General features: G+C 68.0%; 26 protein-coding genes and 3 pseudogenes. 11 read left to right on the top strand and 18 right to left on the bottom strand.

What is annotated here, in order from left to right; translation table 11 throughout:
• Positions 1 to 41: 41 nt before the first annotated feature.
• Entirely contained in the window at positions 42 to 665 is a 624-nt protein-coding gene (locus OG758_RS00305) for a TetR/AcrR family transcriptional regulator (RefSeq protein ID WP_326708030.1), read from the bottom strand.
• Positions 666 to 803: 138 nt separating this feature from the next.
• Here OG758_RS00305 and OG758_RS00300 point away from each other — a divergent pair, with 138 nt between their 5' ends.
• The 3 genes from OG758_RS00300 (at position 804) to OG758_RS00290 (ending at position 4,078) form a co-directional block, all read left to right on the top strand.
• On the top strand, positions 804 to 1,850 hold the full coding sequence (locus tag OG758_RS00300) for an aldo/keto reductase (RefSeq protein ID WP_326708029.1): 1,047 nt from the start codon (positions 804 to 806) through the stop codon (positions 1,848 to 1,850).
• Between the two features lie 275 nt (positions 1,851 to 2,125).
• Positions 2,126 to 2,911 (top strand): GNAT family N-acetyltransferase, encoded by a 786-nt coding sequence (locus OG758_RS00295; protein WP_326708028.1) that lies wholly within the window; start codon positions 2,126 to 2,128, stop codon positions 2,909 to 2,911.
• Between the two features lie 750 nt (positions 2,912 to 3,661).
• Positions 3,662 to 4,078: a hypothetical protein gene (locus tag OG758_RS00290; RefSeq protein WP_326708027.1), complete on the top strand. Its 417-nt coding sequence runs from the start codon at positions 3,662 to 3,664 to the stop codon at positions 4,076 to 4,078.
• A 741-nt stretch (positions 4,079 to 4,819) separates the two neighbouring features.
• On the opposite strand, the gene OG758_RS00285 is transcribed toward OG758_RS00290, so the two are convergent.
• The gene (locus OG758_RS00285) at positions 4,820 to 5,785 is read right to left on the bottom strand and encodes an SDR family NAD(P)-dependent oxidoreductase (RefSeq protein WP_326708026.1); all 966 of its coding nucleotides are present in this window, start codon (positions 5,783 to 5,785) and stop codon (positions 4,820 to 4,822) included.
• 221 nt (positions 5,786 to 6,006) lie between these two features.
• Here OG758_RS00285 and OG758_RS00280 point away from each other — a divergent pair, with 221 nt between their 5' ends.
• From OG758_RS00280 to OG758_RS00270, 3 genes are all read left to right on the top strand, one after another.
• Positions 6,007 to 6,204, top strand: a complete 198-nt coding sequence (locus tag OG758_RS00280; protein WP_326708025.1) for a hypothetical protein — start codon at positions 6,007 to 6,009, stop codon at positions 6,202 to 6,204.
• A 182-nt stretch (positions 6,205 to 6,386) separates the two neighbouring features.
• Positions 6,387 to 6,863, top strand: coding sequence for a hypothetical protein (locus tag OG758_RS00275; protein ID WP_326708024.1), 477 nt, complete (start codon positions 6,387 to 6,389; stop codon positions 6,861 to 6,863).
• Positions 6,864 to 6,872: 9 nt separating this feature from the next.
• On the top strand, positions 6,873 to 7,097 hold the full coding sequence (locus OG758_RS00270; RefSeq protein WP_326708023.1) for a DUF6300 family protein: 225 nt from the start codon (positions 6,873 to 6,875) through the stop codon (positions 7,095 to 7,097).
• Between the two features lie 82 nt (positions 7,098 to 7,179).
• Here the strand turns inward: OG758_RS00270 and OG758_RS00265 are convergent, their stop codons facing one another.
• The 4 genes from OG758_RS00265 to OG758_RS00250 all read right to left on the bottom strand — a co-directional run bounded on the left by OG758_RS00265 (position 7,180) and on the right by OG758_RS00250 (position 10,043).
• Complete coding sequence (locus OG758_RS00265; RefSeq protein WP_326708022.1) at positions 7,180 to 7,317, bottom strand: hypothetical protein; 138 nt, start codon at positions 7,315 to 7,317, stop codon at positions 7,180 to 7,182.
• Between the two features lie 263 nt (positions 7,318 to 7,580).
• Positions 7,581 to 8,372 carry an ABC transporter permease gene (locus OG758_RS00260; protein WP_326708021.1) on the bottom strand — a complete coding sequence of 264 codons (792 nt, stop codon included), beginning with the start codon at positions 8,370 to 8,372 and terminating at the stop codon, positions 7,581 to 7,583.
• On the bottom strand, positions 8,369 to 9,340 hold the full coding sequence (locus OG758_RS00255; RefSeq protein ID WP_326708020.1) for an ATP-binding cassette domain-containing protein: 972 nt from the start codon (positions 9,338 to 9,340) through the stop codon (positions 8,369 to 8,371). The genes OG758_RS00260 and OG758_RS00255 overlap by 4 nt, the downstream gene beginning before the upstream one ends.
• Before the next feature lie 31 nt (positions 9,341 to 9,371).
• A complete protein-coding gene (locus OG758_RS00250) occupies positions 9,372 to 10,043 on the bottom strand; it encodes a DUF4097 family beta strand repeat-containing protein (RefSeq protein ID WP_326708019.1) in 672 nt (223 codons plus the stop codon).
• 286 nt (positions 10,044 to 10,329) lie between these two features.
• On the opposite strand from OG758_RS00250, the gene OG758_RS00245 reads away from it, so the two are divergent.
• From OG758_RS00245 to OG758_RS00235, 3 genes are all read left to right on the top strand, one after another.
• Positions 10,330 to 11,064: a helix-turn-helix domain-containing protein gene (locus tag OG758_RS00245; RefSeq protein WP_326708018.1), complete on the top strand. Its 735-nt coding sequence runs from the start codon at positions 10,330 to 10,332 to the stop codon at positions 11,062 to 11,064.
• 269 nt (positions 11,065 to 11,333) lie between these two features.
• Positions 11,334 to 12,776: a pentapeptide repeat-containing protein gene (locus OG758_RS00240; protein WP_326708017.1), complete on the top strand. Its 1,443-nt coding sequence runs from the start codon at positions 11,334 to 11,336 to the stop codon at positions 12,774 to 12,776.
• 645 nt (positions 12,777 to 13,421) lie between these two features.
• Positions 13,422 to 13,802, top strand: a complete 381-nt coding sequence (locus OG758_RS00235) for a hypothetical protein (protein ID WP_326708016.1) — start codon at positions 13,422 to 13,424, stop codon at positions 13,800 to 13,802.
• 308 nt (positions 13,803 to 14,110) lie between these two features.
• On the opposite strand, the pseudogene fxlM reads toward OG758_RS00235, so the two are convergent.
• Positions 14,111 to 15,325: pseudogene (fxlM, locus tag OG758_RS00230) on the bottom strand (methyltransferase, FxLD system); the annotation flags it as partial.
• A gap of 121 nt (positions 15,326 to 15,446) precedes the next feature.
• On the opposite strand from fxlM, the gene OG758_RS00225 reads away from it, so the two are divergent.
• Positions 15,447 to 16,229, top strand: a complete 783-nt coding sequence (locus OG758_RS00225; RefSeq protein ID WP_326708015.1) for a hypothetical protein — start codon at positions 15,447 to 15,449, stop codon at positions 16,227 to 16,229.
• Positions 16,230 to 16,269: 40 nt separating this feature from the next.
• Here OG758_RS00225 and OG758_RS48745 read toward each other — a convergent pair.
• Both OG758_RS48745 and OG758_RS00220 read right to left on the bottom strand, forming a co-directional pair.
• Positions 16,270 to 16,374, bottom strand: a pseudogene (locus tag OG758_RS48745) (IS5/IS1182 family transposase); the annotation flags it as partial.
• A 174-nt stretch (positions 16,375 to 16,548) separates the two neighbouring features.
• Positions 16,549 to 17,109 (bottom strand): barstar family protein, encoded by a 561-nt coding sequence (locus OG758_RS00220; RefSeq protein WP_326715751.1) that lies wholly within the window; start codon positions 17,107 to 17,109, stop codon positions 16,549 to 16,551.
• A 285-nt stretch (positions 17,110 to 17,394) separates the two neighbouring features.
• On the opposite strand from OG758_RS00220, the pseudogene OG758_RS00215 reads away from it, so the two are divergent.
• Positions 17,395 to 18,379 (top strand): annotated as a pseudogene (locus tag OG758_RS00215) (UDP-N-acetylglucosamine--N-acetylmuramyl-(pentapeptide) pyrophosphoryl-undecaprenol N-acetylglucosamine transferase); the annotation flags it as partial.
• 1,488 nt (positions 18,380 to 19,867) lie between these two features.
• Here OG758_RS00215 and OG758_RS00210 read toward each other — a convergent pair.
• The 9 genes from OG758_RS00210 to OG758_RS00170 form a co-directional block, all read right to left on the bottom strand.
• A complete protein-coding gene (locus OG758_RS00210; protein ID WP_326708014.1) occupies positions 19,868 to 20,005 on the bottom strand; it encodes a hypothetical protein in 138 nt (45 codons plus the stop codon).
• Between the two features lie 484 nt (positions 20,006 to 20,489).
• Positions 20,490 to 20,933, bottom strand: a complete 444-nt coding sequence (locus OG758_RS00205) for an NUDIX hydrolase (RefSeq protein WP_326708013.1) — start codon at positions 20,931 to 20,933, stop codon at positions 20,490 to 20,492.
• Positions 20,934 to 21,076: 143 nt separating this feature from the next.
• Entirely contained in the window at positions 21,077 to 21,589 is a 513-nt protein-coding gene (locus OG758_RS00200; protein ID WP_326708012.1) for a hypothetical protein, read from the bottom strand.
• Positions 21,586 to 22,368, bottom strand: a complete 783-nt coding sequence (locus OG758_RS00195) for an aldo/keto reductase (protein ID WP_326708011.1) — start codon at positions 22,366 to 22,368, stop codon at positions 21,586 to 21,588. Before OG758_RS00195 ends, OG758_RS00200 begins: the two co-directional genes overlap by 4 nt.
• A complete protein-coding gene (locus OG758_RS00190; protein WP_326708010.1) occupies positions 22,365 to 22,970 on the bottom strand; it encodes an AAA family ATPase in 606 nt (201 codons plus the stop codon). Before OG758_RS00190 ends, OG758_RS00195 begins: the two co-directional genes overlap by 4 nt.
• A complete protein-coding gene (locus tag OG758_RS00185) occupies positions 22,967 to 23,572 on the bottom strand; it encodes a 3'-5' exonuclease (RefSeq protein WP_326708009.1) in 606 nt (201 codons plus the stop codon). Before OG758_RS00185 ends, OG758_RS00190 begins: the two co-directional genes overlap by 4 nt.
• Positions 23,569 to 24,747, bottom strand: coding sequence for a radical SAM protein (locus tag OG758_RS00180; RefSeq protein ID WP_326708008.1), 1,179 nt, complete (start codon positions 24,745 to 24,747; stop codon positions 23,569 to 23,571). The genes OG758_RS00185 and OG758_RS00180 overlap by 4 nt, the downstream gene beginning before the upstream one ends.
• A 15-nt stretch (positions 24,748 to 24,762) precedes the next feature.
• Complete coding sequence (locus OG758_RS00175) at positions 24,763 to 25,323, bottom strand: nucleoside-diphosphate kinase (RefSeq protein WP_326708007.1); 561 nt, start codon at positions 25,321 to 25,323, stop codon at positions 24,763 to 24,765.
• The gene (locus tag OG758_RS00170; protein ID WP_326715750.1) at positions 25,320 to 26,342 is read right to left on the bottom strand and encodes a thymidylate synthase; all 1,023 of its coding nucleotides are present in this window, start codon (positions 26,340 to 26,342) and stop codon (positions 25,320 to 25,322) included. Before OG758_RS00170 ends, OG758_RS00175 begins: the two co-directional genes overlap by 4 nt.
• Positions 26,343 to 26,449: the final 107 nt, after the last annotated feature.

Raw genomic sequence — 26,449 nt, 5'->3', positions numbered from 1 at the left:
GTCGAACTCGACGGGCGAGGCGCTGTTCCTATGGCCTGCCTTTAAATTTTCGTTTGCCCCGCGAGTCCGGTCGGAGTCCCGGCGCCCCGCAGCAGGGTGTCCACGACGCGGGTGGCGAGCGCGTCCGTGTCGCTGCCTCCGGCTCCCTCCTTGGCTGCCTCGTGGATGAGGGCGTAGTAGACGCGCCGGGTCCAGTCGAGGTCGATGTCGGGGCGGAGCACGCCTGCCTCCTGGGCGCGGCGGAAGAGCCCGATGCAGGTGGCCCGGACCTCGGCGTGGATGCGGGCCGCCTCGGGGTGGGCGTCCTCGGCCGCGCGGTTCATGGCGAACGACCAGTCGGTCTTCACGCGGAGGACGTTGGCAGTGACCTGGTAGAGGGCGACAAGCGGCGGGGCGGCGTCCGGGCGGGCGGTGTCGACGGCGGCCGCGAACTGGCGGGCGGCCCAGCCGGTGAGCTCGTCCAGGAGCGCTTCACGGGTGGCGAACCGGCGGTGGACCGTGGTCCGGGCGACGCCGGCGGCCCGGGCGAGCTGCTCCATGGTCGCCGCCGGGTTGGTGGCCAGGACGCGCTCGGCCGCTTCGAGGATCGTCTGCACGGTCCGTTCGCTGTCGGCCCGGAGAGGCCGTTTCGCCTGCGGTTCCGTCTGCTGCTTCTGCACCGTCACGCCGACATGCTACATCTGCACTCCCTCAGGGGTCTTACTTGCGTCATCCTTGTCGCATGTTCTACGTTCATGGCGTCGGATAGGTAGCAACTCCGCACCCCGTCCGCGGGGAGAGACGACATCAAGGAGCAGTGAGTGATGCAGCACAGGAAGCTGGGCCGCACCGGCATTTCGGTCAGCAGGTTCGCGCTGGGCACCCTGCGTCTGGGGGTGTGGGGGAACACGGATCACGACGATGCGGCCCGGCTGATCCATACGGCCCTGGATGCCGGGATCAACCTCATCGACACCGCCGACCAGTACTCGGGCGGCGAGGCCGAGGAGATCGTGGGCAAGGCCATCCGCGACCGCCGCGACGAGGTCGTGCTCGCGACCAAGGGTCACTTCCCCGTCCGCTTCAAAGATGAGGACCCCAACCGGCAGGGAAACTCCCGCCGTTGGCTCACCAAAGCTGTCGATGACAGCCTGCGCCGCTTGGGTACCGACCGCATCGACCTCTACCAGGTGCACCGCCCGGACCCGAGCACGGACATCGACGAGACGCTCTCGGTCCTGTCCGACCTGGTGCGCGCGGGCAAGATCATGGCCATCGGGACCTCGGACTTCCCCGCCGAACAGCTCGTCGAGGCCCAGTGGACCGCCGACCGCCGAGGCCACATCCCCTTCCGCACCGAGCAGCCCCCGTACTCCGTCCTCGTGCGCGGCATCGAAGCGGACGTACTGCCCACCGCGCAGAAGTACGGGCTCGGCGTGCTGACCTGGAGTCCACTCAACAGCGGCTGGCTGACCGGGCAGTTCCGCCGCGGCGAGCCGATCGAGATGAACTGGTTCCGGCAGGCGATCGCCCACAAGTTCAACCTCGACCTGCCAGGCAACCAGCGCAAACTCGACGCCGTCGAGCACCTGTCGGCCTTGGCGGACGAGGCGGGAATCTCTCTGACGCACCTGGCGCTCGCCTTCGCGACGACCCACCCGGGCGTCACCTCGGTGATTCTCGGCGCCCGTACGGCCGAGCAACTCACAGACCAGCTCGCCGCCGCCGAGGTCCGGCTCGACGACGAGATCCTCGACCGCATAGACGAGATCGTCGCCCCCGGAGTCACGCTCAATCCCGCGGACATCGAATATAGGCGGCCGGCTCTGACCGACTCCGAGCAGCGCCGCAGGCCCGCCCACCACCGCTGACGGCGGTCCGCCGGCGACGAGTTCCTGCGGCACACGGTGCTGGCCGCGCACGGCGGTGAGGGCTGGCTTCGTTGATCTCCAATGACAGCGTTTGTCGACGGCTTCCGAAGGCAGTTGGCGATCAACCGGCCCTGGAATGTGGATGAGAAATGACGGCACTGCTGGATGCGAATGTGGGGACGGCCAGCTGCCCGAAGGGCGGCTGGCCGTCGAGGCAGGTAGCGACAGGTTTCGACCGGCGTTTAATCACTTGACCCGGTCCGTACGGTGTTCGAGTGAAGGACATTCTGATCGACGGACTCCGCACCGCCTATGACGCCCAACTCCGCGGTGTCACTCCGCCTGGCGGCAGTGCCCGCATCGAGAAGGACGGCCCGTTGACCCGTGTCGTCGGTTGGCACCGTGGCTTCGTCACGGGCCCACGCGACCTCGGTGTGTACGGGGCAGAACTCGACAAGCTCATAGCGCGGCAGCGTGACTTCTACGCTGCCCGTGGTGAGGCGGTCGAATGGAAGACTCGCGCCCATGACCTTCCCACTGACCTCACGGACCGGCTCACGGCGGCCGGCTTCGTCGCCGAGGACAGCGAGACCGTGCTCATCGGGCAGTCCGCAGATCTTGCCGCCGACCCAGTCCTGCCCGACGGCGTGACCCTCCGCCGTGTCACCGCCAGATCAGACCTCCAGCGCATCGCCGCCATGGAAAGCACCGTCTGGGGCGAGGACTGGAGTTGGCTCGCCAACGACCTGACCGCCCGGATCGAGAACGCCCCAGAGAACACCATCGTCCTCGTCGCCGAGGCACGCACTGAAGTCGTCTGCGCCGCCTGGCTGGTGTTCAAGGACGGCGTCGACTTCGGCGGCCTCTGGGGCGGCTCAACGCTCAAGGAATGGCGCGGACAGGGCATCTACCGGGCCATGGTCGCCCACCGAGCCCAACTCGCTGCTGCCCGCGACGTCCCCTACGTCTACGTCGACGCCTCAGCCGACAGTGCCCCGATCCTCACCCGCCTTGGCCTGCATGCGGTCACCACGACGACACCGTATGTCTGGTCGCCCTGAGCTCAGCCGGCCTTGGCAGGCTCTTCGGCTCGCGCTCGGGTGCTGCCCTGGCAAGGACCTCAGCGCCTCCCAAACTCATCAACATCACCCGACCGTGGTTCTGGGCGCCTCCCAAACCCGTCGACAAGTGACGTCACTACTGTTCGATAAAGCCACTCCCGCCGATCCTGATCGACCGACGATTCCTGGGCCGGTCAGACAGTGGGTTACAGGTGGTGGAGGGCAGAACACGCGTCGGTGTCTTACGCGGCCGCATGCGCGAGGGACTACACGTTGCGTCCCACCATCAGGCCTGGGTCGGGCACCCTACGGGGTCGGGCACCCTACGCCAGTGCCAACCGTGACCCTCAGCGCAGCAAAGTGACGGCGGCACTCGTGGCTGTACTCTCAATCTTCGGCTGGACCGCCCAGACGCCTGCGGGGATGGTCCGGCCAGCGCCGGCGAGATCCTCGGCCGTGATCCGTCGCCCCTGTGCCTGCGGGGATGGTCCGCTGGCCAACCTGGGCCGGACCAAGGCTGAGGAGTCGTCCCTGCGCCTGTGGGGATGGTCCGGCGTTTTCGGCGCCGGGCTGGAGACCGAAGTCGTCGTTCCCGCGCCTGCGGGGATGGCCGTGAGGGTATGAAGCCGACAGCCGCCCCAGGGAGAGTCCTTCAGCTGAGGGGTTTGCTCGACCGCCTGGCGTCGCGTAGCCCGCGTTTCTACTGCCGCATCAGGCAACGTTCGCCCTGCCGATGGCTACTCTGACGATGTGGCCGATGAAGAGGACAGTGGGAGCGGCTCGATCCGACGTCCCTCGTGGGACCACCCGGTAGTGGCCACCGTCGCGGCGGAACTGGGCGGCCTTGCTGTCTCCGGGTTGGTCGCTCTGGTGGGGTGGCCGTTCGGGTGGCTGCCCGACACTGGTTTCGTCCTCATCGTGACGGGCTTTATCGCGTTCGAGCCTGCGGCTGAGTTGTACCGCGGGGCGGGCCCGCCGCGTCGGCTTGCTGTTGTCGCCGCTCTCCTTGCGCTGGCAACGGTGAGCCTGCTCGTGGCTGCAGCAGTGAACTGGGCCTTTCCTGCGCTGGCTGATCCGGGCGTCGGTATCCTCGTCGGCTACCTTGTTGCGTTGCCCATCGCCGTGGCTGTGTTGGCTTGGTTCCTCACCAGGGCGAACGATGCCTGATGCGGCACTACCAAGGCGGTGTGATGCTCGCGCTGGGCGCTGGGCGCTGGGCGTGGTGTGGGGGCGTAACCCGGTGGCAGGGATGGTAGTTGGGCCGTTTAGGTTGGGTTCGGCAGTCGCCCTGCGCCTTGTCTTATCCCGAGCGTCTGGGGCTCGGTACAGGAAGGTGCAGGGCTTTGCCGAGTTCACCAGGGTGTCGCCCCCGCGCTGGGAATGAGTGAGGAACGTCTGGTCCCTCGAACATCGTCGGTCCTGTCCCGGCAGGGCCGGCAACAGGCTGACGAAACCCCACCGCGAGATCGGCGGATCTCTCTGAACGCAAAGAACGGCGCTGCCGTAGCCACTGGATACGGTGCGAGGGCCCGCGGGTGCGTCGTCACGAGAGCAGGGCCGACACGCGTGTCGCTCTGCCAGTTGGCAGAGCGCGAAGCCGAGATACGCGGCGGGTATCTCCCCGATTTCGTACACCATGCCCCCTGGCGCGGGCCCTGCGCTCGATATGCAGAGGCCTCGTCGGCACCGAGATCGTGGGCTCTGCTCTCCGGCCTGAGGGATGCCATGCTGCGACATTTCCCTCTCTGCTGGTGAACGGCGGCCATGGTAGGTCGACTTGGTAGCAGCCGACCCGATTCGAAGATCACGATCAGCCGGGATACTTGAGGACAGGGGAGGAGGTCCTCGGCGCATCACCACGTCGGCGGGGGCCTGTTCGAAGAGCGAAATGGCCAGGGGTAAGGCACCCTAGCGCGCCTGAGGTTGTCCGGGGATGGTGACGAGGTCGATGCCGGTCAGGTCACGGCTGGCTTCCCACAACCGCGCCGCTATGGAGGTGTCGGTGAGGTGGTTCCACGCCCGTTGACGTTGAGGCTTGCCGCGCAGGCTGAAGGCACGCGGTCCCCACAACTGCCCTCCGCGCACAGTGGGGTCCAGCACCGCTCGGACCGCGGGCCATGCGCCGGCGTGCTTGCCCTGGACAAGAAGGGCCGCTGGTGCACCGCAGAGCCGCGCACCAGCGGTCCGCACATGGACGGGCGGCCGTGACGGGGTCAGGGAGTCCAGCGCGCCACCGGGATGGACCACCACGCTTGCCACCGTGCTGTTGACGGCGCGCAGGCGGCGGTCGAGTTCGAGGCCGAAGTACATCTGTGCCAGCTTGGAACGTCCGTAGGTGCGTTTGGGGCGGTAGTTCTTCCGGGACTGCAGGTCGCCGAGGTCGAGCCGCTCGGACTTCGCCGCGATGCTGCCCATGGTCACGATGCGGGCCGCCGGTGCGGCCGAGAGGAGCGGCATCAGCCAGTGGGTCAGCGCGAAGTGCCCGAGGTGGTTCGTGCCGAACATGAGCTCGTGACCGTCCCCAGTCACCCGGCGTGGCGGGGCGTCGAGCGCGACGCCGGCGTTGTGGACCACCGCGTCGAGGTATTGCGTATCCAGTGATTCCACCGCTGTGCTGAGCGATGAGAGGTCGGCGAGGTCCAGCCGTACGGCCCGCACTCGCGCGTCAGGGACACGCGAGCGGATCGAGGCCGTGGCGACTTCAGCCTTTGCGGGATTCCGGCTGCCCAGTACGACAGTGGCTCCGGTTGCGGACAACTGCTCCGCGACGAAGTACCCGATGCCGGCGTTGCCTCCGGTGACCAGGAAGACGCTGTCATGGGCACGCGGCAGTTGTTGAACATCCCAGGGCGGGGTGGAGGAGGTGGACGACATGGCGACGAGGCTCCCTTTCTGTTGAGGGCGACTGCGACTGCCCTGCAGGACAGCTCGACACCCACGGTTCCAGCTGCCCTCGACACATCGCCTACGGATCACCGACGGCCTCGCCGGACGGGCCGACATCCTGCCGACGTGGTGCTGGCGTAATCAGGTGTGGGAGACCGACCACGTCCAAGCGGGCCCACGGCACCTCGCGGCTGTGGGTGTCGCTCTGGATGAACCACGACGGTGTGCTCGACGATCAGGGCAGCACCGTGATCCGCTCGCCCGGGATGCCGCTGGAGGAGAACGGGCTCGTGACCTCGTACCGGATCGGCCGGCTGCGGTACGACGGGCTGCGCCAGCTGCTGCCCCTCAAGCTGGAGGCTCTGCGGCGCGCGGTTGACGCCGAACGCCAGCGCACCGCCGCGTAGCCCCCTCTTCATGCCGCTCATGCACGTGCCAACATGTCGCTCGCACGCTCAAGAGCAGCCGAAGGGGTGGGGTCATGGGCAGGGAAGCGGCCAGCAAATGGTCCGGCTGGCGAAGCCGGGTCGTGGAGATACCCGGGGCAGGGGAGGGCAAGCCGGTCCCATTGAGGATCCGCGGGGGATTCATGACCAGTTTCGAGCTGTCTTCCGTACGCAAAGGCCCATATCACCAACGCGCCCATGAATCCCTTGTCAGGATCAATGGCCGTAGCCCTTCGCACATCATCCTGCCGGCCAACTGCAACGCCGTCGACATCCGGCGCGTCATAGTGGGGGAAGAGGCGTCCAGCGGCATGGCCAGATGGAAGCTGCGCGTCGTAGACAAGGACGCGCTGCCTTCGCTCCCCGCCAACGAGACCCGGGGCAGAGAGACCGAGACGTTCAGCTACTTCGCCCCCAAGCCCTACTACGAATACGCGCCGGTCCTGCATTACGACTTCATTGACCACCCGGGCTCGATCATCTACACACCGGCGAACGGCGGGGAAAGAAACCTACGAATCACCTCCCATGCCAACCAGAGGGGCACACTGCGCCTCCCGCAGCACGGGTACGTCACCTTGTCCTGCGACTACGGCAGATGGCAGATTTCGGTTACCTGACCCACACCCGTGCATGGCTTCAAGGAAGCCGTGTTGTGCGCCGCCTGCGACCAGGACAACCCGGCCGCCGCCGAGCTGCTGGCCCTGTTCGCCAAGAACGACGGGACTTCCCCTGGCACCATGCAGGCCTTCGGCGAACTCGCCGCGGCCTGGGTCGAGTCGGTGCGTCACCGCACGGTCGACGAGGTCGCACTAGACTTCGAGCACAAGCAGTGGCAACGCGGCGAGCTCTAACGCTCGTGAAGGCCCCGGCAGATGGCTGCCAGGGCCTTCGTCGCACTTCTCAGCGGCCCAGGGAAGCCCTACCTATCGTGGACTACGTCGACCGGGACGCCCGCTGCGAGAATCCGCGAACTTGCGCGGTTCCGCGTTCGATGTCCTCGCCTACGACGGCCAGGACGTCTGCGGGCATCCGTACACCGAGCGCCGCGCCCTGTTGCTTGATCTGCTTCACGATGTACCGCCTCCGATCCAAGCCGTTCCGGCTATCCGGCATCGCTCTGCTATCGGTTGGATCGGCTTACGGCGTCCGTCCAGCATCAGTTTCCGCAGATGGGCAGTCACGCTTCGCCTGCTGATCCTTGCGTGTGCGGGTGTGGCGGCGTACTCCGACGTGGTGTCGGGGTGCGCCGCCACGGGGTGGTGGGGTAGGGGTTGTGCTGCCGTCACGGGGTGGTGCGTGCGGGTTTTGCGGGTGGGTCCGCGTGGTCATGCGGGCTATTTCGGGTCGTTGTTGAACTTTGCTTTGGACCAGTAGTAGCCGAGGACGGTGAGGCCGAGGCTCCAGGCGATGGTGAGCCATCCGTTGTTGCCGATCTCGCTGCCGAGGAGGAGGCCGCGGAGGGTTTCGATGGCGGGGGTGAAGGGCTGGTATTGGGCGATGGGCTGGAACCAGCCGGGCATGGTGTCGGTGGGGATGAAGGCGCTGGACAGGAGGGGCAGCAGGATCAGGGGCATGGCGTTGTTGCTGGCAGCTTCGGCGTTCGGGCTGATCAGTCCCATACCGACGGCGATCCAGGTGAGCGCCGTCGCGAACAGTACGAGAAGCCCGAACGCGGCGATCCATTCGAGGGCGGTGGCGTTGGTGGAGCGGAAGCCGATGGCGACGGCGACGGCGCCGACGAGGATGACGCTGGCGATGGATTGCAGGACGCTGCCGATGACGTGTCCGATGAGGACGGAGCCGCGGTGGATGGCCATGGTGCGGAAGCGGGCGATGATGCCTTCGGTCATGTCGTTGGAGACGGACACGGCGGTGCCGATGGTGGTGGAGCCGATTGTCATGAGGAGGAGGCCGGGGACGATGTAGGCGATGTAGACGGAGCGGTCGGCGCCGCTGCCGCCGAGGCCGGCGCTCATGACGTCGCCGAAGATGTAGACGAAGAGGAGGAGCAGCATGATCGGCGTGAGCAGCAGGTTCAGGGTGAGGGAGGGGTAGCGGCGGGCGTGCAGGAGGTTGCGGCGCAGCATCGTGGTCGAGTCGCGTACGGCGAGGGTCAGTGAGCTCATCGGGCTTCCTCCTTGGGCTGGTTGGGCTGGTTGGGGATGCCGGCGCCGCCGGTGAGGGCGAAGAACACGTCGTCGAGGTCGGGGGTGTGCACGGTCAGTTCGTCCGCCTCGATGCCGGCCGAGTCGAGCCGGTCGAGGATGGAGCGCAGTTCGCGCTGGCTGCCGGCGCTGGGGATCTGCAGGGCGAGGGCCTCGTCGTCGCGGTGGGCCTCGTTCAGGGAGAGGGCGGCGTTCTGGTAGGCGTCGGGGTCGGTGAAGCGGAGTCGGATGTGTCCGCCGGGGATGAGCCGCTTGAGTTCGTCGGCGCTGCCTTCGGCGGCGATCTTGCCGTCGTTGAGGACGGCGATGCGGTCGGCGAGTTCGTCGGCTTCGTCGAGGTACTGGGTGGTGAGGAAGACGGTGACGCCGTCGGTGACGAGTTCGCGGATGATGCCCCACATGTTGTGGCGGGCGCGGGGGTCGAGGCCGGTGGTCGGTTCGTCGAGGAAGATGATCCGCGGGCTGCCGACCAGCGTCATGGCGATGTCGAGGCGGCGCTTCATGCCGCCCGAGTAGGTGGAGGCGGGTTTCTTCGCGGCGTCAACGAGGTCGAACCGCTCCAGCAACTCGGCGGCGACGCGCCGTCCTTCGGATTTGGGCAGGTGGTGCAGGTCGGCCATGAGGAGCATGTTCTCCTCGCCGGTGATGAGGCCGTCGACGGCGGAGAACTGCCCGGTCACACCGATCGCGGCCCGCACGGCCTGCGCCTTGGTCGCGAGGTCGTGCCCGCCGACGCGGATCTCGCCACAGGCGGGATCGGGGGAGAGGAGGGTGGAAAGGATCTTGACCGCGGTGGTCTTGCCGGCGCCGTTCGGCCCGAGCAGGGCGAACACCGTTCCCTCGGGGACGGCGAGGTCGATGCCGTCGAGGACGGTCTTGTCGCCGTAGGACTTGCGCAGCCCGTTCGCCGCGATGGCCAAAGTACTCATGAAAGGCGCTCCTTGGAGGGCTGTGGGTGGGTCAGAGGCTGCGGGCGGTGATGTCGCCGTGGGCGGTGGTGGCGTGGATGTTCAGCCCGGCGTCGGTGCCTTCGGTGTTCTTCAGGGTGTTGTGGATGCGGCCGTAGGTGGTGCCGGCGTCGAGGGTGGCGGAGGTGCCGCGGGCGGCGCCGATGGTGATGTCGCCGGACTCGGTGCGCAGTTCGACCGTCCCGCTCGTGGCCTCGGCGATGTTCAGGTCGCCCTTTTGTGTGCTGATCTGCGCGGGGCCGTTCAGGCGGCCGACGAGGACGCTGCCGGCCTGGAGGGTGAGGCGGGCGCCTGCGGTCTCGTCGAGCTTGACCACGGCCTGCGCGCCGTCGAAGGTGACGTCGCCGAGACGTCCCACACCGCGCAGTTCGGCGGCGGCGGTCTTCGCCTCGACGCGGGAGCCGGCGGGCAGCTGGACGGTCACTTCGACGGATCCGGAGTTGCCCAGGATCCGGTTCTTCGCCGGAGCGGCCTCGATGCGCACAACGCCGTCGGCGTAGGTGACCGTGGTCTGTTCGGCGGCCTTGAGGTCGCGGCCCTTGGACTGGTCGGCGGGCAGGATCTCGACGCATGTGTCGGTGCGGTCGGCGGCGATGAACCGGATGCGCCCCGCGGGGATGTCCAGGACGGCGGTGACGGGGGAGGGGGTGTCGAACTTCTGCATGGTGTACTCCTTGAATCCGTTGTTTCTGATGGGAGAAACGCTACGTTGCATTCAAGGATCGAGCAACAGTCTTGTTGCGCAAGAACCCTATAAGCGCAGGTAGTTGCAGGGATTTCATTGCAATGGTTTGGACTCTAATGCAACGGCCCGGGCCCCGTTCGTTGCAATGAAATGGAAGTGAACGCTATAGTCGGCCGGGCGGACCTCAGTTGCGGACGTCGGACACGGGGCGCGAGACAGGGATGCCAGCAACTGGCGCAAGGTTGCGAAGAAGAGGGAGACAGCAATGCCGGGAGGCAGACTCACCCAGCAGGAACGCCAGCAGATCGCCCTGGGGCTGGCCGACGGCCTGGCCTATGCCGAGATCGCCAGGAAACTGGAGCGGCCGACGTCGACGATCACGCGCGAGGTGCTGCGCAACGGCGGCCCGACCGCCTACCGTGCGGACCTCGCGCACCGGGCGACGCAACAGCGGGCTCGCCGCAAGGAGCCGGCGGCGCCCCGTGATCGGGGCACGCCTGCCCAGCCGCATGGGCGTGATGCCCAGGCGGTGCGTGCGTACGAGGAGATGTTCACGACCGTTCTCATACAGTCGGGCACGCCGAAGATGATGGCGCGGGTGATGTCCTGCCTGACCCTCACCGACACGGGCAGTCTGACCGCGGCCGAACTCGTCCAGCGTCTGCAGGTCAGCCCCGCGTCGATCTCGAAGGCGGTCGCGTTCTTGGAGAGTCAGGGCATGGTCCGGCGGGAGCGTGATGAGCGTCGCCGGGAGCGATATGTCGTGGACAACGACATCATGTACCAGTCGATGATGGCGTCCGCCCGCTCCACCGCCCACATGGTCGACATCGCACGGCAGGGTGTCGGCGTCCTCGGGTCAGGTACTCCGGCGGCGACCCGTCTGGAGAACATCGCCCGTTTCCTCGACTTCGTCTCCGAAAGCATCACGCGCGCGGCCGAGCAGGCCCGCGACATCCTCCATACCCAGCCCGAACCGCCGAAGGACAGCACCACCTGACCGTCCCTCAGGGCCCATGCCGCCCGGATATGGGGAGATTATCCGGGATCCAGACGTGAAGCGGGGAGCGCGTTCGCCCCGCCCCGCCGGCCGTGGCGGCCTGTCGCCGACAAGGCTGCCAAATGTAGAAGGGTGCCGGGGACGGCAACTGTCGGCCGTGCTTGATCGTCCCTTGGTGTATGACCACACCGTCCTCGGAGCCTCCGCGTTGGCTTCACTGCGGTCACGGAGCTGTCCCGGACGATCCTGTGGGCTGTCGCGGCATTCGCGTGCGTGGCTACACCGCTTGTCTGGCTCATCTTGCTGACACCGAGCGGGATGCTTATCTGGCCGGCCTGCAGCCTGGAGCCGATGTCGACCACCGCGGCACGTCCTTCACTGCCCATCTTCTCCACGAGCTCCTCCGAGCTCTTCGTGACCCTGGCACCGGACAACCCCACGTTGGCTACGCCGAGTTAGGGTCGGCGACCTTCGAGGGCTACGCCGGGTTCGAGTCAGCGACCTTCAAGGGCTATGCCGGGTTCGAGTCAGCGACCTTCAAGGGCAGCGCCAGGTTCGAGTTCGCGAGCTTCGAGGGCGACGCCTGGTTCGGGGCGGCGACCTTCAAGAGTCCCGTTGACCTTGGGCCGTTTGTGTGTGCCGGAAGGGTGTCGTTGGTTGGTGCCGTGTTCGACGGTCCGATGACCTTGTCGTGCGTGGCACGTCGGGTGGAGTGCCGGCGAACCCGTTGGATGTCGACAGCCGAACTACGGCTGCGCTACACCACGGTGGACTTCTCCCATGCCGTCTTCGAGTACCCCCTCACGATCGCCGCGGAGGCTGCCCCCTTCGTGCTCTCCGACGGGCGGCCAGTGACAGAACAGGCTCTTGCTGGCGCGCCTGACGCCACGGTGCGGATGGCCTCGATGCGTGGGGTGGACGCGGCCCATCTGGTCCTCGCCGACGTCGATCTGTCGGAATGCCTGTTCACCGGGACCGTGCACCTGGACCAGATACGGCTGGAGGGCGCATGCACCTTCGGCACGGTTCCGCCCGCAATGCACTGGCGGGGCTGGCGTCCGATCCGGTTCACCCAACGCCGCACCCTCGCCGAAGAACACCACTGGCGCGCGAGCCAACCAGGGGCCGTCCCGGGCTGGAACGTGGCCGTGTACGGCGCCGGGCGCGTCGGGCCGTTGCAACTGGCGCCGGTGTACCGCGCGCTTCGCAAAGCGTTCGAGGATGGCAAGCACGAGCCTGGGGCCGCTGACTTCTATTACGGGGAAATGGAGATGCGCCGCCACGCCGACGACATACCCCGAAGCGAGCGGGGTCTTCTGACCGCCTACTGGGCGCTGTCTGGCTACGGCATGCGCGCTTCCCGGGCACTGGCGTGGCTCGGCGCCGCCATGCTCGTCACCATCGTGCTGCTGATGGGCCTCGGGCTCCCGAAGGACGCCCCGAAGCAGGCAGCGACCGGCACCGTCCCGGCCGGCGGAGGCAAAGTCACTTTCGAGATCGACAAGGCAGATCCCCAGAACCCCACCGGGGACAGGTTCACCGGCGAGCGCTTCGAACAGGCCCTGAACGTCACCCTCAACTCAGTGGTGTTCCGCTCCGCCGACCAAGACCTGACCACTTCCGGCACCTACATCGAGATGGCGTCCCGTGTGACCGAGCCCGTCCTTCTGGGCCTGGCGCTCCTGGCCGTCCGCAACCGTGTCAAACGCTGACTCGACGGAACAGAGAAGTCCTACCCGCGTGCTCGGGCACTGGCGAGTCGCGCCGCGAGCGCCGCCCGCGCAGCCTAGGCCAACGCGCACCCGCGGCTCGGCCGCCGCAGGCTGGCCAGGTGGAGTACCCCGTTGCTGTCGCCCTTGCCGAGGCCGTGCCAACGCTGCCCCGCGGCAGGGGCTGGTGGTACGAGATCGAGTTCGACGGTTCTCCAGACACCTGAAGTTGTCTCATCTGGGGGATAGCTCGGCATCTCGCCGCAGCGGGCGGGACGTGACGACGGTGTGGCCCAACCTCGCGGCGGCCTCCATGCTTATGCGCCCGGGCACGGTCCTCGACGTGAGTGCGTCATCGACCTCGGGATAGCAGTGGGGCCGACCTGCCGACAGCACGCTGAGATGAAGCCGAGGGTGAAGACTCTGTAGAAGCTCCCGCCGGCGCTCTGGATGCCTGCAAGGGTCTCCCGACTCGCCCAGCAACTGTGAGTAACGGAGACAGCAGTGACTCAGGTCCAAGGCGCAAAACCGCCTGTTCCAGCGCAGTCCGGTGGGAACGTCGGGACGCCGCCGCAGCCGCCAGACGGAACCTCAGCAACGCCGGAACGAACATGCACTTCGTGCGCCGGCGCCGGCGGCGAAGCGGCCGTGATCCAGCAAGGCGACCTGGTCGGCGACTGGGGCAATGCGGCCGGCGCCACAGTGCACATGTCGGCCGATCACAGTTTGACAGCGAGTGGGATCAACCATGCCGTGCCCGATTACAAGTGCTCCACGAGCATGGCGGCCGGCAGCTGGCAGTTCTGGGTGCAGGACGGCTCACCGCAGAGTTTCACAGCCTCGGACTCGGTGACCGAAGGCGAGTCGTTCACGGTGTCGGCGAACAACGGCGATCCGAACAGCTGGTGCGACCTCGAAGCCCAGGTTCAGCACGATGACCAAGGCTTCAACATCTGTCTCGTCCTGGACCCCGACCAGACCTGTACCACTGAAGAGCTCCTCCGTAAGGTCTCAACACAGCCCCGGTGAACGGTGCCTTGACGCAACTTTGATCCGAGATCACCCATCGATGGTTGCTTGTGGCCATTTCGAAACGATCGGTGAGAGCAACGGGGCGTCGGCCGAGGCCACCGTGCACAGCACCGACGTGACGGCGACGAACACCAACGTCGTGACGATCCAGGGCTCGCGCGGCGCAGAGCGATCGCGGACCACGACAAAGCCCCACCACGTCCAGCCGGCCGCCCCACAGATGGCCCCGGGGGGAGCGGAGAAGTGCGGGAACGACGGTGCCCGTCGGCGTGTGGCCGCCGGGCAGCGACCGTGGGGGCGGGGTGTCACTGCCAGGCGACGAGGACCCGGTTCAGGGGGGTGTCGATGACGAACCGGCCGGGCCGCTCCTCGACGGCGGGGGCATCGAGAGACTGCAGCTCGAAGGTGGCTTCCCGGCCGCGGTAGTCACGATCCCAGGTGCGGATGGCGTCGGCGACCTTCGCGGCCAGCTCATCACTGCCGGGTCCGTGGCCGATCACGCCGAACTCCCACAACGTGCCGCCCTCGGACGTCTTGTGGTCGGACAGGCGGCGGGCGAGATAGGTGACGGCGCCCTCATCAACGGCCGCGGTGGACGAGGGGTAGGGGTCCTGTGTCAGCAGCGTGCCCTTGGCGGCCTGCGGGAAGTGCATGCGGACCAGGCCGGACGGCACGCTGCAGGACACGAACAGCTCCATCCACTCCGGCGACTCCATGGCGTGGACGCTCATGCCGGTCCACTCCATGGTGCGCGGCTGCTCCAGCACCCCGGCCAGGGCGTCGGCATCGATGTTCTGGGCCGCAGGCGCGTGGAGCCGTACCGTGCCGTCCGCGGCGAGCGGGATGTCACGCCGGTCATCGTCGGCGATGCCCCGGCGCAGCGGAACGAAAGAGTTCATCGCGCTGCCGCGGGACACCCAACGGCCCTCGTGCTGCTCGTAGACGATGGAACGCGAGACGCTGCCCTTGAGCCGTTGCGGGGTGACGATCCGGCCGCCGGCGGCGAGTTGCTCGAGCCAGGCATCAGGGACGCCGTGCGCGCCGACGGTGGCGATGATCCGGTCATACGGTGCCCCTTCGGCGTGGCCGAGGGCTCCGTCGCCGGTCAGCACGTCGACGTTGGTGAAGCCGGTGGCGGCGAGGCGGGCTCGGGCGCCCTCGGCCAGGTCGTCATCGACGTCGATGGTCGTGACGTGTCCGTCGGGGCCGACGAGGTGGCCGATGAGGGCGGCGTTGTATCCGGTGCCGGCACCGAGTTCGAGGATGCGCTCACCGGGCTGGGCCTGGAGCTGGTCCAGCATGAGGGCGACAATGCCGGGCTGGGAGGCGCAGGAGACCGGGACCCCGTCGGTGTCGTACTTGATGTCGACCGTCGCGTTCGCGTAGGCGTCGGCCAGCGGCGCTTCGGGGACGAACCGGTGCCGGGGCACGGCGCGCAGGGCGGCCTCGACCGCCGGGGTGCGGGCGTGGCCATCGGCCTGGATCTTGTCGACAAGGGCGTTGCGGAGCCGTTCGGCCTCGGACGCGGCCTCGGCCTCGGACGCGGCCTCGGCTTCGGACGCGGCCTCGGCTTCGGACGCGGCCTCGGCTTCGGACGCGGCCTCGGCTTCGGACGCGGCCTCGGCTTCGGACTCGGTGAGCGTGTCGGTGTTCACCGCGATGACGCTATCGCCGGCACAGCCGTTCGCCGCCGTGGACGCGGTGTTGTCACTCGATCCCATGACGCCCTCGCGTGCGGCGTGCCGGTGCGAGGGCGTGTCCGAGGAGTCACCAGTGGCTGCGGACGGCGGTATCCCCGACTTCGCCGGGCTCCGGTCGGGAGAATGGGGAACCGGTTTTGACTACGAGATCGGAGCCTTTGTGAGTCTGTTGGGGCAGATACTTCCGTTGGTGGGTGTTGCGCTGGGCGCCGTCACGTCGTTCCTGGCGAGCAGTTTGAATGACCGGGCACGATGGCGGCGTGAGCAGTCCGTTCGCTGGGACGAGCGGCGTCTGGATGCCTATGGCGAGTACATCCACGCGGTCAAAGAGCTCGCGGGGCGCTATCAGCGCATCGCTGCGGGTCGCGGGCTGGTAATTGGTCCGGCGCCGCTGGAGCTCACCGCGGAAGTGCTTGCCGAGCTCGGCGCGGCTGAGTCCCGCCGTTCTGCGCTGGGGGAGACCTGTGAATTGTTGGGAGACACTGACACGAACACGGCGTCCAAGACGCTGAATCACTGCCTGTGGCGGCTGGAGCACCTGGCGCGGGGCGTGCCCACGGAATCCGAACAGAGCTGGGAACAGGCGTACTTGGAGTTCAGAGACGCACAGCGGAAGTACCTCGAGTACGCACGGGTCAGTCTGGGGGTGACCGGTCCGGTCAACCGGGTTGTCGCCTGGCCCTCGGCTTGGCGGCCCGTGGGCCGGCCGTCACGCACCGAGTGATGAGTGGGCTCTGTTCGCGGGAGGCGCCAGAGCCGGCTCCGGCGACGGTGATGGTGCCGTGGAAAATGTAGGCCCTCTTGTCAAAGCGCGTTGCCTGAACGGCCCGCAGAATCCTGTCCCACGTCCCATCGGCTGACCACCTGCGATGAGATCGAAGGACTGAACCTCACCCGCGCCCTCCTGCGCTCCAAGCGCGACGAGTCCCAGCCCATGGCACGCCGACCCGCTGTCGACCTCGGCATCCCTGCACGCCGCTGTCCGAACGAGTCGGAATGACTCTGCCCATGCCAGCGCCTGGAACCGAGGAACCGACCATCGATCATCGAAGGATGACGCTCACGCCCCGTTCCTCCAAGATCTCCAGGAGCAGGTCGAACAGCGAAACCTCGCCATCGCCGGTGGGCACACGCTCTGCCAACCGCGCCCTGGCCTCGGCCGAGGAATCCCAGTGCAAGGCGAACGGAGCGGTGGCGCCCCAGCCGCCGCTCAAACAGTCGTCCAGAGCGTCAAGGTTCCAGCCGAAGTATCCGCCCGGCCCATTGATGGCCTCACCGATCGCGCAGTAGAAGCTGTCCCTGTCAACGATGTGCCGGCCGTCCAAGGTGAACACCTGGCCCGCAGGAGTGTCGGGCCGTCCCTGACGTTGGTACTCGCCAGACCACAGTGCCACCGACAGCCACGCGTGTCGGTCTTCGGGCGCCAGATCGTGCCACAGGCCGGTGCGGTTCAGGTTCCCCGCGCGGATCAAGTCCCACACCGGTTCCGCTCCAGCCACCGCGTTCTCGCACCACAGCGTCACTGTGAGGTCGACGAGGCCCACTCCATGGGCGGATGGCTGGATGCCGACGACCGTGACCTCGTTGACGAAGTAGGACCCCATGGTGGTGCCGTCGCCGTCGAGGAGGTCGAGCCAGGCGTTGCCCGCCACAGCACGACGACCGCCGACGTGATTAACGCTCTTCAGCAGGCCGCCCTGCGGCAGGCAACCCGCAAGGCGCACTCGGCGTGCTCCCTCTTCATCCGCCAGCGGCGTGAACAACCCCTCGGCCTCGTGAGCACAACCCCAGAAGTCGTCGTCGTCCTCGTCCGAGTTCAGGGCGTACTTCTGCCCCTCGTCACCCCGCCCTGACGTTCGCATCGCACTCCCCATGAGGGCGTCGATCTTACGGGCAAGATCCGCCGCTCGCCGAACCCACTGAAGATGCTGGGCCCGGCGAACGTGAAGGACATGGCGCGCGTACCGCTCGGCGTCGCGCAGGCCCGCTCCCGGATCGCCGAATTCGCCCCGGACGTCGTCCTTGCCACGGGCGGATACGTCGCCGTCCCCGCCGGCCTCGCCGCCCGCCTGTGCCGGCGCCCCCTGGTCCTGCACGAGCAGACCGTGCGTCTGGGCCTGGCCAACCGGAAGCCCGCCGGGTCCGCCACCCGCATCGCGGTGTCCTCGGAGTCCTCCCTCTCCCTGCCGCCGCAGGACGTTGCGTGCAGCAGCCGTCGTCACGGGCAACCCGGTCCGGCCGGAGGTGCTCACCGGCAACGCCGACAAGGCCGTCACCGCGCTGGAGCTGACCGGCTTCGACCGGCGCTTGCCCACCCTCTACGTGACGGGCGGCGCCCAGGGCGCCCAGCAGATCAACCAGGTGATCGCCCAGTCACTGCCCTGGCTGCTGGAGCGCGCGAACGTGGTCCACCAGTGCGGCCCGGCGAACGTCGACGAGCTGCGCACCGTTGCCGCGTCCCTGCCCGCAGCACTGTCCGGCCGCTATCACCTGACGGGTTTCGTCGGCCCGGAGCTGCCGGACGTACTCGCCCTGGCCGACGTCGTCGTGTCCCGCAGCGGCGCGGGCACCCTCGCGGAACTCACCGCGCTCGGCAAGCCCGCCGTGTTCATTCCCCTCGCCTCCTCGGCGGGCAACGAGCAGGCGCACAACGCACGCCACCTGCAGGAATCCGGTGCCGCCGTCGCGCTGGAGGGCGAGACGAGCCCGCAGCGGCTGCAGGCGGCGCTCGGACCGCTTCTGACCGACCCGGCCCGGCGTGCGGGCATGGCTCAGGCCGCCCGCGAACACGGGCGGCCTGACGCGGCGGAGCGGCTCGTCGACGTGCTCCTCGAAGCCGCCCGCACCACAACACGCGGCCTCGCCGAAATCTGACGGCCTGGACATATGACGGGCCTGTGATCACTGAGGAACGGCGCAGAGTGGTCAGTCTTCCCGCGGCCTGGTGCGCAGTGCGACCGGTGCCCGGGTTACGGCCTGCGGCTGCGCAGCGCCTCGTGGGAACCCGTACTCGTTGCGCAGCGCCAGTGCGCAGCGCCAGTGCGCAGTGCCAGTGCGCAGTGCGCAGGTGTTCGGGTTCGCTGCGCAACGGGGCTTCGGGTGTTGCGCAGCAGGCCTGTCAGGCCCGGACTCCGACTGCGTAGTGCCGACTGGGGCGGGTTGCGCACCAGGTACTTGTGCAGCCCGTACCGGTCGACGGTGAGCGGGTGGTACGCATTTTGCGGTGCCCGCCAAAACGCGTGCCGGGCATCTGAAGCGGTACGGCGAAAGGCGTACCCGTACCTGAGCGAACCGGTTGCGTTCTGCTGGCCGTGGGGACGTCTGGCAGGTCTGTGACCTGTGCTTTCTGCAGACCGGTACGCGTTTCGGTACGCGTTTTTTCGCCCCTTGTAGAACGCGTACCGGTCACCGGAGCGCGGCGGGCGCGGCCCGTCGCCGTGCCGTCCTCGAAGCCGGGTGACGCGGAATGGGCCGAGGCGGCCGGTACGCGTTGGGAAACCCAACGCGTACCGGTGCGGGGGAGTGCGCAGTGACCGCGACTGCGCACCCACGATGCTGCGCACCCACGATGCTGCGCACCCACGATGCGCAGTCGCAGTGCACTCTGACTGCGCACTCCGGGATCCCCGCTGCGCAGCGTCCCCGCCCACCGCTGCGCAGCGTCCGCGCTCACCGTTGCGCAGTGGACGATCGGATCGTGCTGCGCAACCATCCGCGAGCCCTCGCGCGGGCGGTGACTGGCTGCTGCGCAACCGGTGCGCTGTCGCGGCCCGGCGGCCCGGCGGCGTGCTGCAGCGAGACGCGTACCGGTGTGCGTACCGGCCGGCGGTAGTGGAGGGTGATGTGGCGTCGTTCGCCCTTGCCGCACTCGCTGTGCCGGCCATCGCCAGCTGGGTTGCGCACTTTGGGATCCCCGCTGCGCAGCGTCCCTGCCCACCGCTGCGTAGTCCGGGCGCAGATCGTTCACGGCCGCCCTGTGGGGTGCCGGCGTGCTGAGCGTCGTGTTGTGGCTGGTGATCGCCACCAGGCCCGCGTGATCGGCTTCGGCGACGTGTAGCTCGCCCTCAGCGTCGTCGCGATGCCTGGCTGGTGGGGATGGAGTGTGCTGTTCCTCGGTCTTTGCCGGCTGCCTCGCCGTTGCTCTTTGCCGTTCCCGGTCATCGGCGCCGCCTTGAGCCCGCCTGCACGAGCGCGGACCGTGCAACAGGACGTGGTGGAACACAGCCGGTGGTGGCAGTTGCCAGCCTCTGGACCAGGCACTTGTGTTGACCTTCACCGCTGGCCGTGTGACGGCCTGCGAATCAGATGAATAGCCCCAACTGTCCGTCATGGGCTGGGCAGTTGGGCGGAAGCCGACGGCGATCAGGCGGTCAGGCGGTCAGACGGCCAGGAACCGGTGAGGGTCAGGATCGAGCCGATCACCACGGAGCCGTAGTGCCCGGGCAGGGGAGGCCCAGTGCCTGTGGCGCCCCGCTCGAGCACCGCGGCCGCCATCAGCATCGCCGACAAACTACCCCTCAAAACCCCCAGCAAAGTCACCCGCAAAGGGGGCCTCAAACTCCCTAGTGCACCCTCCATCGCTGGAGAGAGGAAAACGGCAGGTCAGACCCGCCGGTACGGGCGTACCGGTCGTGCCGACAACCCCTCTCACGCACACTCCGACCCGGCCACAGGTGGGGAAGGAAGAAGAAGGGAAAGAGCAGACGGCAGGGCGAGGCCGGCGCGTGCGTGCTCGGGGTCGGAGCCGCGTCGTGTCGTGTTGCGCGTCGGCCGGGGGCCTCCGCGCTCGCGGCCCGATGAGACGGACCGCAGCGGGGAAGAGGGGACGGATGCGGGTGCACACCGCCTCCGGCTGCCGCACCACGGCCGGCTCTGCTGCGATGGACGCAGTTGCGCCGCCAGGCGTGACACTTCACCCGGCAGTTGGCTCCGGTCCCGTAACTACAGGCGGACCGGAGCCGACCTCTCGTGCGGTGTGCCGGCGCTAGACCCAGCCGTGTTCTGTCAGGCCACCGTCATCGTTGAGGTAGCCGAGGAGGCCTTCCTTCGGATACTCGATGAGGTCCTCGGGTAGTTCGTGAACCGTGAACCACTCCAGCCCCATGCACTTGTCGGGTTCCTGGTTGACGGGCGTGCCGTTCCACTCGGTGGCCTCGAAGAAGAACCCGATCCGCTGCACGGTGTCGTCCTGGTGGTGGTGGACGACGTGCACCAGGCGCAGGTGGTCCGGGTCGACGGTGACGCCGGTTTCTTCGCGCAGCTCCCGTGCGGCGCCCAGACGCAGGGGCTCGCCCTGATCGAGCTTGCCCGACGGCAGGTGCCAACGGCCGTGGCCGTAGGGGCCGCCGCGCTGGGAGAAGAGCAGCTGGTCGCCGTCGCGGAGGATGACATGGGTGTCGATCACGGGTTGTGCGACTTCCGGGTTCATGGTCCCTGGGGGGTGTTGGGGTCGGAGACAGTGCCGACGCTACTGACGGGTCGGGGGTGCGCGTCGGCGATTGCGGATTCGACGTCCGATGGGGTGGCATCGCCGGCGCCGAGGGTCAGCCGAGGCCACAGTAGGAGGCCGGTCTACGGGGCCGGAACGGATTCGAGGTGCTCGATCGCCCCGTTGTGGTTGTAGACCATCGCGTTGATGGCGAGGGCTTGGAGGCCGAGAAGGGCGCGTGCTCTCGCGGGTTCCGTCAGTAGTGAGACGGCCTCTGTGGTGCGCAGGACGTCCGTGTCTGCGCGCGGATCGCGGTAGACGAGGCATTGGGCTTCCTCGACGGTGAGAGGAGCGGTCACAACGAGGTGCGAGATGATCTTACGGCGCCTGGTGTGCTCTTCGTCTACGGCGACTCGGCGCTGGATGGGCAGGTCGCCAGGCATGCCGGACAGGACCAACTGTGCGGCGTGCTGCGGGCTTTGGCCGTCCTCGACGGCGCCTGTGGGCAGCACAAGGCCGCCCATCAGGCAGGGAAGGACGAGGTTGTCCACGCCGACGAGTGCCAGGACGGTGACTCCGGTGATCGCTGGGCGCCAGTTCGCGTAGCCGGAATGCTTTCGCAGCGCGGTGGCGTCTGGCTTGGTGGCCAGCATCATGTCCAGCCGCCTTCGTCGACCGCTTCCACGATGGCCTGGAGGTGCCGGGGGTTCCCTGTCCCTGGAATCGGAGCGATGTGCGGGCCGCGGGCGAGGAGCCAGGCAAGGGCGGTGGCCACATTCCCGCCGTGTGCCGCAGCGCCGGCGTCGAGGGGCCGGTAGGGCACGTACGGGATGTCCTGCGCGCGGCACAGGTCGACGACGGGGTCGTACCGGTCGTGGATGCTGAGGGTGTTCTGCACGGCCGCTACCGCTGTCTCTTTCTGTGCCAGAGCAAGGTCTTCCGGCGTGACCTTGGACAGGCCGATGTGCCCGATCTTCCCCTCGTCCTGAAGGGCGAGGAGCGTGCCGAGCTGGTCGGCGAGCGGTACTTCGGGGTCGATGCGGTGCAGGTAGCACAGCTCCAGCCGTTCGGCCTTCAGACGGCGCAGACTCGCCTCGACACACGCCCGCAGATAGGCCGGATGCCCGTGCGGGGCCCACACGTTGGGCGCCGGCCGCAGGAGGCCGACCTTGGTCGCGACGAGGAGTTCGTCCGGGTAGGGGTGCAGTGCGTCCGCGATCAGCTCTTCAACGGTGTGCGGGCCGTAGGCGTCCGCGGTGTCGATGTGGGTGATGCCGTAGGTGTGGACGGCCTGGCGGAGCACGCCGAGTCCCTGGCCGCGGTCGTCGGGGTCGCCCCAGGTTCCTGCTCCGGTCAGGCGCATGGTGCCCAGGCCGAGGCGGGAGACGGTCTTCCCGGCGATCCGGATGCTTCCGCCGGGCAGGGAGCTGGTCATACCGGTGCCTGCGTCAGGCAGAGCGTGAGCGCGTGCTCGATGGCGAGGTCGTAGCCGGCCTCGCTGTTGGTGACGCGCACATGCGGCAGGTTCTCCTCGCGCAGCAGGTCGTGGGTGTGGCGGTCGACCAGCGTGCGGTAGCGGGCGTCGTCGTCGTGTTTGCGCTTCACGGGGGCCTCGGGGTCCAGGACGGTCGCCAGGAGCAGGTCGTAGTGCCCGCGGGCGGAGGCGAGCCGGTACAGCGATTCGCGGTCCGCTCGCAAGATGGGCTGCCGGCGCCACTCACAGGCGGCGCGGAAGTAGGCGAGCGCGTCCCAGGACGCCCGGTCCGCCAAAACGACCTTCACCGGTTCGTCTTCCAGGCGGGCGCCGGCGGCGATCTCGTCGGCGATGCCCATCGCGGCGACCCAGGCGGTTGATTCCGCCGTGTGGTGCTGCATCTTGGGCAGGGGGACCAGGGCCGCGCGGCGGCCGACGTTGCCGGTGCGGGCCACCGGTACCCCGTTCGCGCGCAGCTCCATCTCGATGCGGCGCAGCAGCAGGGTCTTGCCGGTCGAATGGGCTCCCATGACGCCGATGCGCAGGGGAGTCGGGTCGTTCACCACAAGGTGGGCTCCTGTTCTGGTTCGGGGGTGCCGGGCAGGCCGGGCGGGACGGCGGCCGCGACGATGTGGTCCCAGCGGTCGTAGTGCTGGGCCATGGCGATGAGGAGCTGCGCGGTCGCGTATGCGTCGAACGTGGCGCGGTGACGCTGCGCGGGGGCCTGGCTCAGGTCTGGCTTCACGTGCTTGATCAGGGCGTCAAGGCCGTACTTGGGCAGGTCGGGGTAGGTGGCCTTGGCCAGCCGGACCGTGTCGATGACTCCGGCCGGCCGCCACTGCGGCAGGTGCGCGCACAGCACGCGGTATTCCACGTGCGCGCTGTGCGCGGCAATCCATGCAGTGCCCAGGCGCGCATGCACCTCTTCGCTGATCTCCTCCCAGCGCGGCTGCTGTTCGAGCATCTGGTTCGTCAGGCCGTGCAACTGAGCGGCAACGAACGACGTGACGGGCCTGCGCGGTCGGGTCAGCCAGGCGCCGGCGGTGCTCTGGTCGGGCTGTCCGTCGCGTACGGGCAGAGCGGCGACCTCCACCAGATCGGGCGGGTGGTGCCCGTTGCCTTCGACGTCGACGACCAGCAGCTCGGGCCAGGAGGAGAAGTTCATGGGGTGGTGGGTCCGTTCTCCGTCGTCCAGCCGATGTCTGCGCGGCCGTGCTGGCGGTGGTGGTGGGGCTTGGCGCGGTCGTGGCACTGGTAGCCGAAGCCGTGCTGGAGGTAGTAGCGCGGGGCTTCGTCCAGTCCCTCCACGACGATGGCACGATCCGTGATGGCGATCGGGCCGCTCGCGCCGAGCTCTCGCGCCTGTTGGGTGACGGCCGTCAGCTCGGGGGTGACCCATGCGGCCTCGCACCTGGCGAGTTGCTCGGGCGGGCAGATCTCGCACAGTTCATGGATGCCGAAGTGCCCGTTGTAGTCGGCCTCCCCGTGGGCGTAGGCCACGCCGCATGAGGTCTTGCGGAACAGGGCGCCCCATCCGCTGTCGCGCTCGAAGGCGGCGAGAATCCGCTGCTCGGCGACCTCCGGCATGATCTTGCGGCGAGCGGTCTCCTCGTACGGCATGGGCATGTCGTGGGCCTCGTAGTACGCGGCGATCTCCTTGCGGAAGAACAGGCCGGTGAAGACCGTCGCGTGCGCGGATTGGGACAGCTCGCGGGCGCGGGCGATGTCGGCGTCGCAGTCGTTCAGGCCGGGCACGATCGGCCGCCAGTACAGGACGGTGCGGTACCGCTCGGCGTGCTCGTACAGGGTCCGCAGACTTTTCGCCGCGATGTTGCTGTTCACCGGCTCGATCTTGGGTTCCTGGATGTTGGAGTGCGTGACCAGGACCGTCAGGCGCAGGTGCGTGAAACTGTTGAGGACGGCGCAGTCCTCGGGCGTCACCCGCCACCGGGTGATGACCAGGACGTGGTTGGTCAGGCCGCGCTCGTCGAGCTGCCGCAGCACGTTGAACAGGTGCGGTTTGACGACGGTCAGCATGGGGTCGGTGGCGCGGTTGAGGAGCTGGATCGGCGTCGTGTGCGGCCGGAAGTACGGGTGGCGGACGAGGCGGTTCACGGCGTCCTCGTCGCTCATCAGCCGCCGCGGGACCTTCATCGAGTAGTTCTCGAACAAGTGCCGCACGCAATAACCGCAGTTGAGCGGGCAGCCGATGATCCAGTTCAACGACAGTCCGGACTTGCGGTACTCGACCACGTCCGCGAGTTCTGGCTTCAAGCTGGTGATCTGCTCGACGGGAAGGATAGGCAGGGGGCGGCGATTGCCGATGATGGGAGTGCTCATCACGGTCTCCTGAGGTCAGGCGTCAGCAGATGTGCTCTGCGCCGGGAAAGCTGGGGTGAGAAGGTCGCGACGGCCGGCACCGAACCAGGTGCCAAAATCGCGGCGGGCCGCATCCGCGTCGTCGGAGGTGTGCACGAGGTTGCGCACGAGCCGCTTCTCGGCGAGCGCCGCCTCCAGGCTGTCCTGGCCAAGGTCCGCGCGGATCGTCCCTGCGGCAGCGTGCGCGGGATCGAAATCGCCCAACAGGTCGCGCAGCCGTGCGTGCATGTCCGACTCCCCGTGGGCGAGCGCAACGGTGACGCGCTGCCCCACGTACGCCTCGTCCAAGCACGCAGCGATGTCCCGGTCCAAAAACCAATCGCGGTCCACCAGCAGGTCCCAGTAGTGCACGTGCGCCTGCCACGCCGTTGCGACCAGCTCCAAGCGCCCGACAATGGACACGCCCGCGCTCTCGATCCGGTCCAGGACAGCGTCGACCAGGCCGCGTTCCACAGCGTCCGGCTTACACAGCACGACGGCCCACCGCTCGAAGTCGATACCCCTGACCACACCGCCCGCCGGCGGCCTGCCGCTCACCGCGCTCCCTCCGCCCTCGCGCAGGCCTCCCACTTGTTCTCGCACAGCCACCGCAGACCCGGATGCAGACAGTCCAGGACGTCACGGCCGACGGCGTCGCTCTCGTCATGCCTGATCTGCCGGTACACCTCGAACAACAGCACCGCTTGCTGCCAATAGGCATCGAGATTCAGGCGGGCGACCTCGTCCACGCTGTACTTCACCGTGTTGGTACGCAGCAGCGCCTCGTGTTCCAGCAGCCGCATGATCGTGTCAGGGCCAGTCGTCACCGACATCGCAGGGAACGGAAACGCGTGCGGAGCCCGGCGCAACTCCGCCTCGTTCAGCACACGCCGGACTCGCTCCACGTTGCACTCGTTCACGTGCGCCGAGCCGATGATGTGGGTGTAGTGGCCCAGCTCCAGGCCGAGTTGAATGGCCGCGTACTCCTGGATCATCGTGAACGAGAACACATCGGACAGCAGGCCGCAGTCCAGATCGTTGGCCCGCATGGTGCACACCATGTGCAAACGGCCATCGCGGACAAACAGGTGAAGACCGGCCAGGCACGCCATGTCCGGGTTGCCGGCAACAGCCAGTTCAGCGGCCGAGAACACGGGCAGGTACCCGCGTTTACTGTCGGCCTCGGTGCGCAGCAACTCCAGCACCCGCTCGAACGGGGACCATGTGTCCCCGACAGCGGGCGGATTGAACAAAGTGTGGCCGTAGGCGGATCCGCCCAGGGTGACGCCGTCCTTGGAACTGGAGCGCATCGACGGCGCGTAGTAGCCGATCATCTCCAGGTCCCGGCGGCCGGCCAGATACCAGAGCGCTTCGGCGAACTGGAAGACCGGGTTGGCCTTCCGCGCGGCGATGTAGGGCAGGCGCTGGCGCGGGTTGGGCAGTCGGAAGCTGACGCCGATGACCTCTCGTGCGTCGTTGCCGCGGGCCACGATGTTGAACTCGGGACTCTCGCAGGCCAGCCGTAACAGATCAAGGTAGGCGCCCTCGACGGTGCGGTAGGTGGGTGCGGTGAGCATCATTTCTCCAGGTCAGCGGGCAGCCGAAAGCGGCTGTTAGGCAGGGGGTGTGCTCGGGGAGGTGGTGCCGCTCGGCGTTCCGCCATCAGCACAAGAACGCCGAGCGG

The sequence above is a fragment of the Streptomyces sp. NBC_01474 genome, from assembly GCF_035918215.1.
Classification (GTDB): Bacteria; Actinomycetota; Actinomycetes; order Streptomycetales; family Streptomycetaceae; genus Streptomyces; species Streptomyces aureus.
The sequence above is the reverse complement of the archived record's forward strand: the minus strand, read 5'-3'. Positions and strand labels throughout refer to the sequence as shown.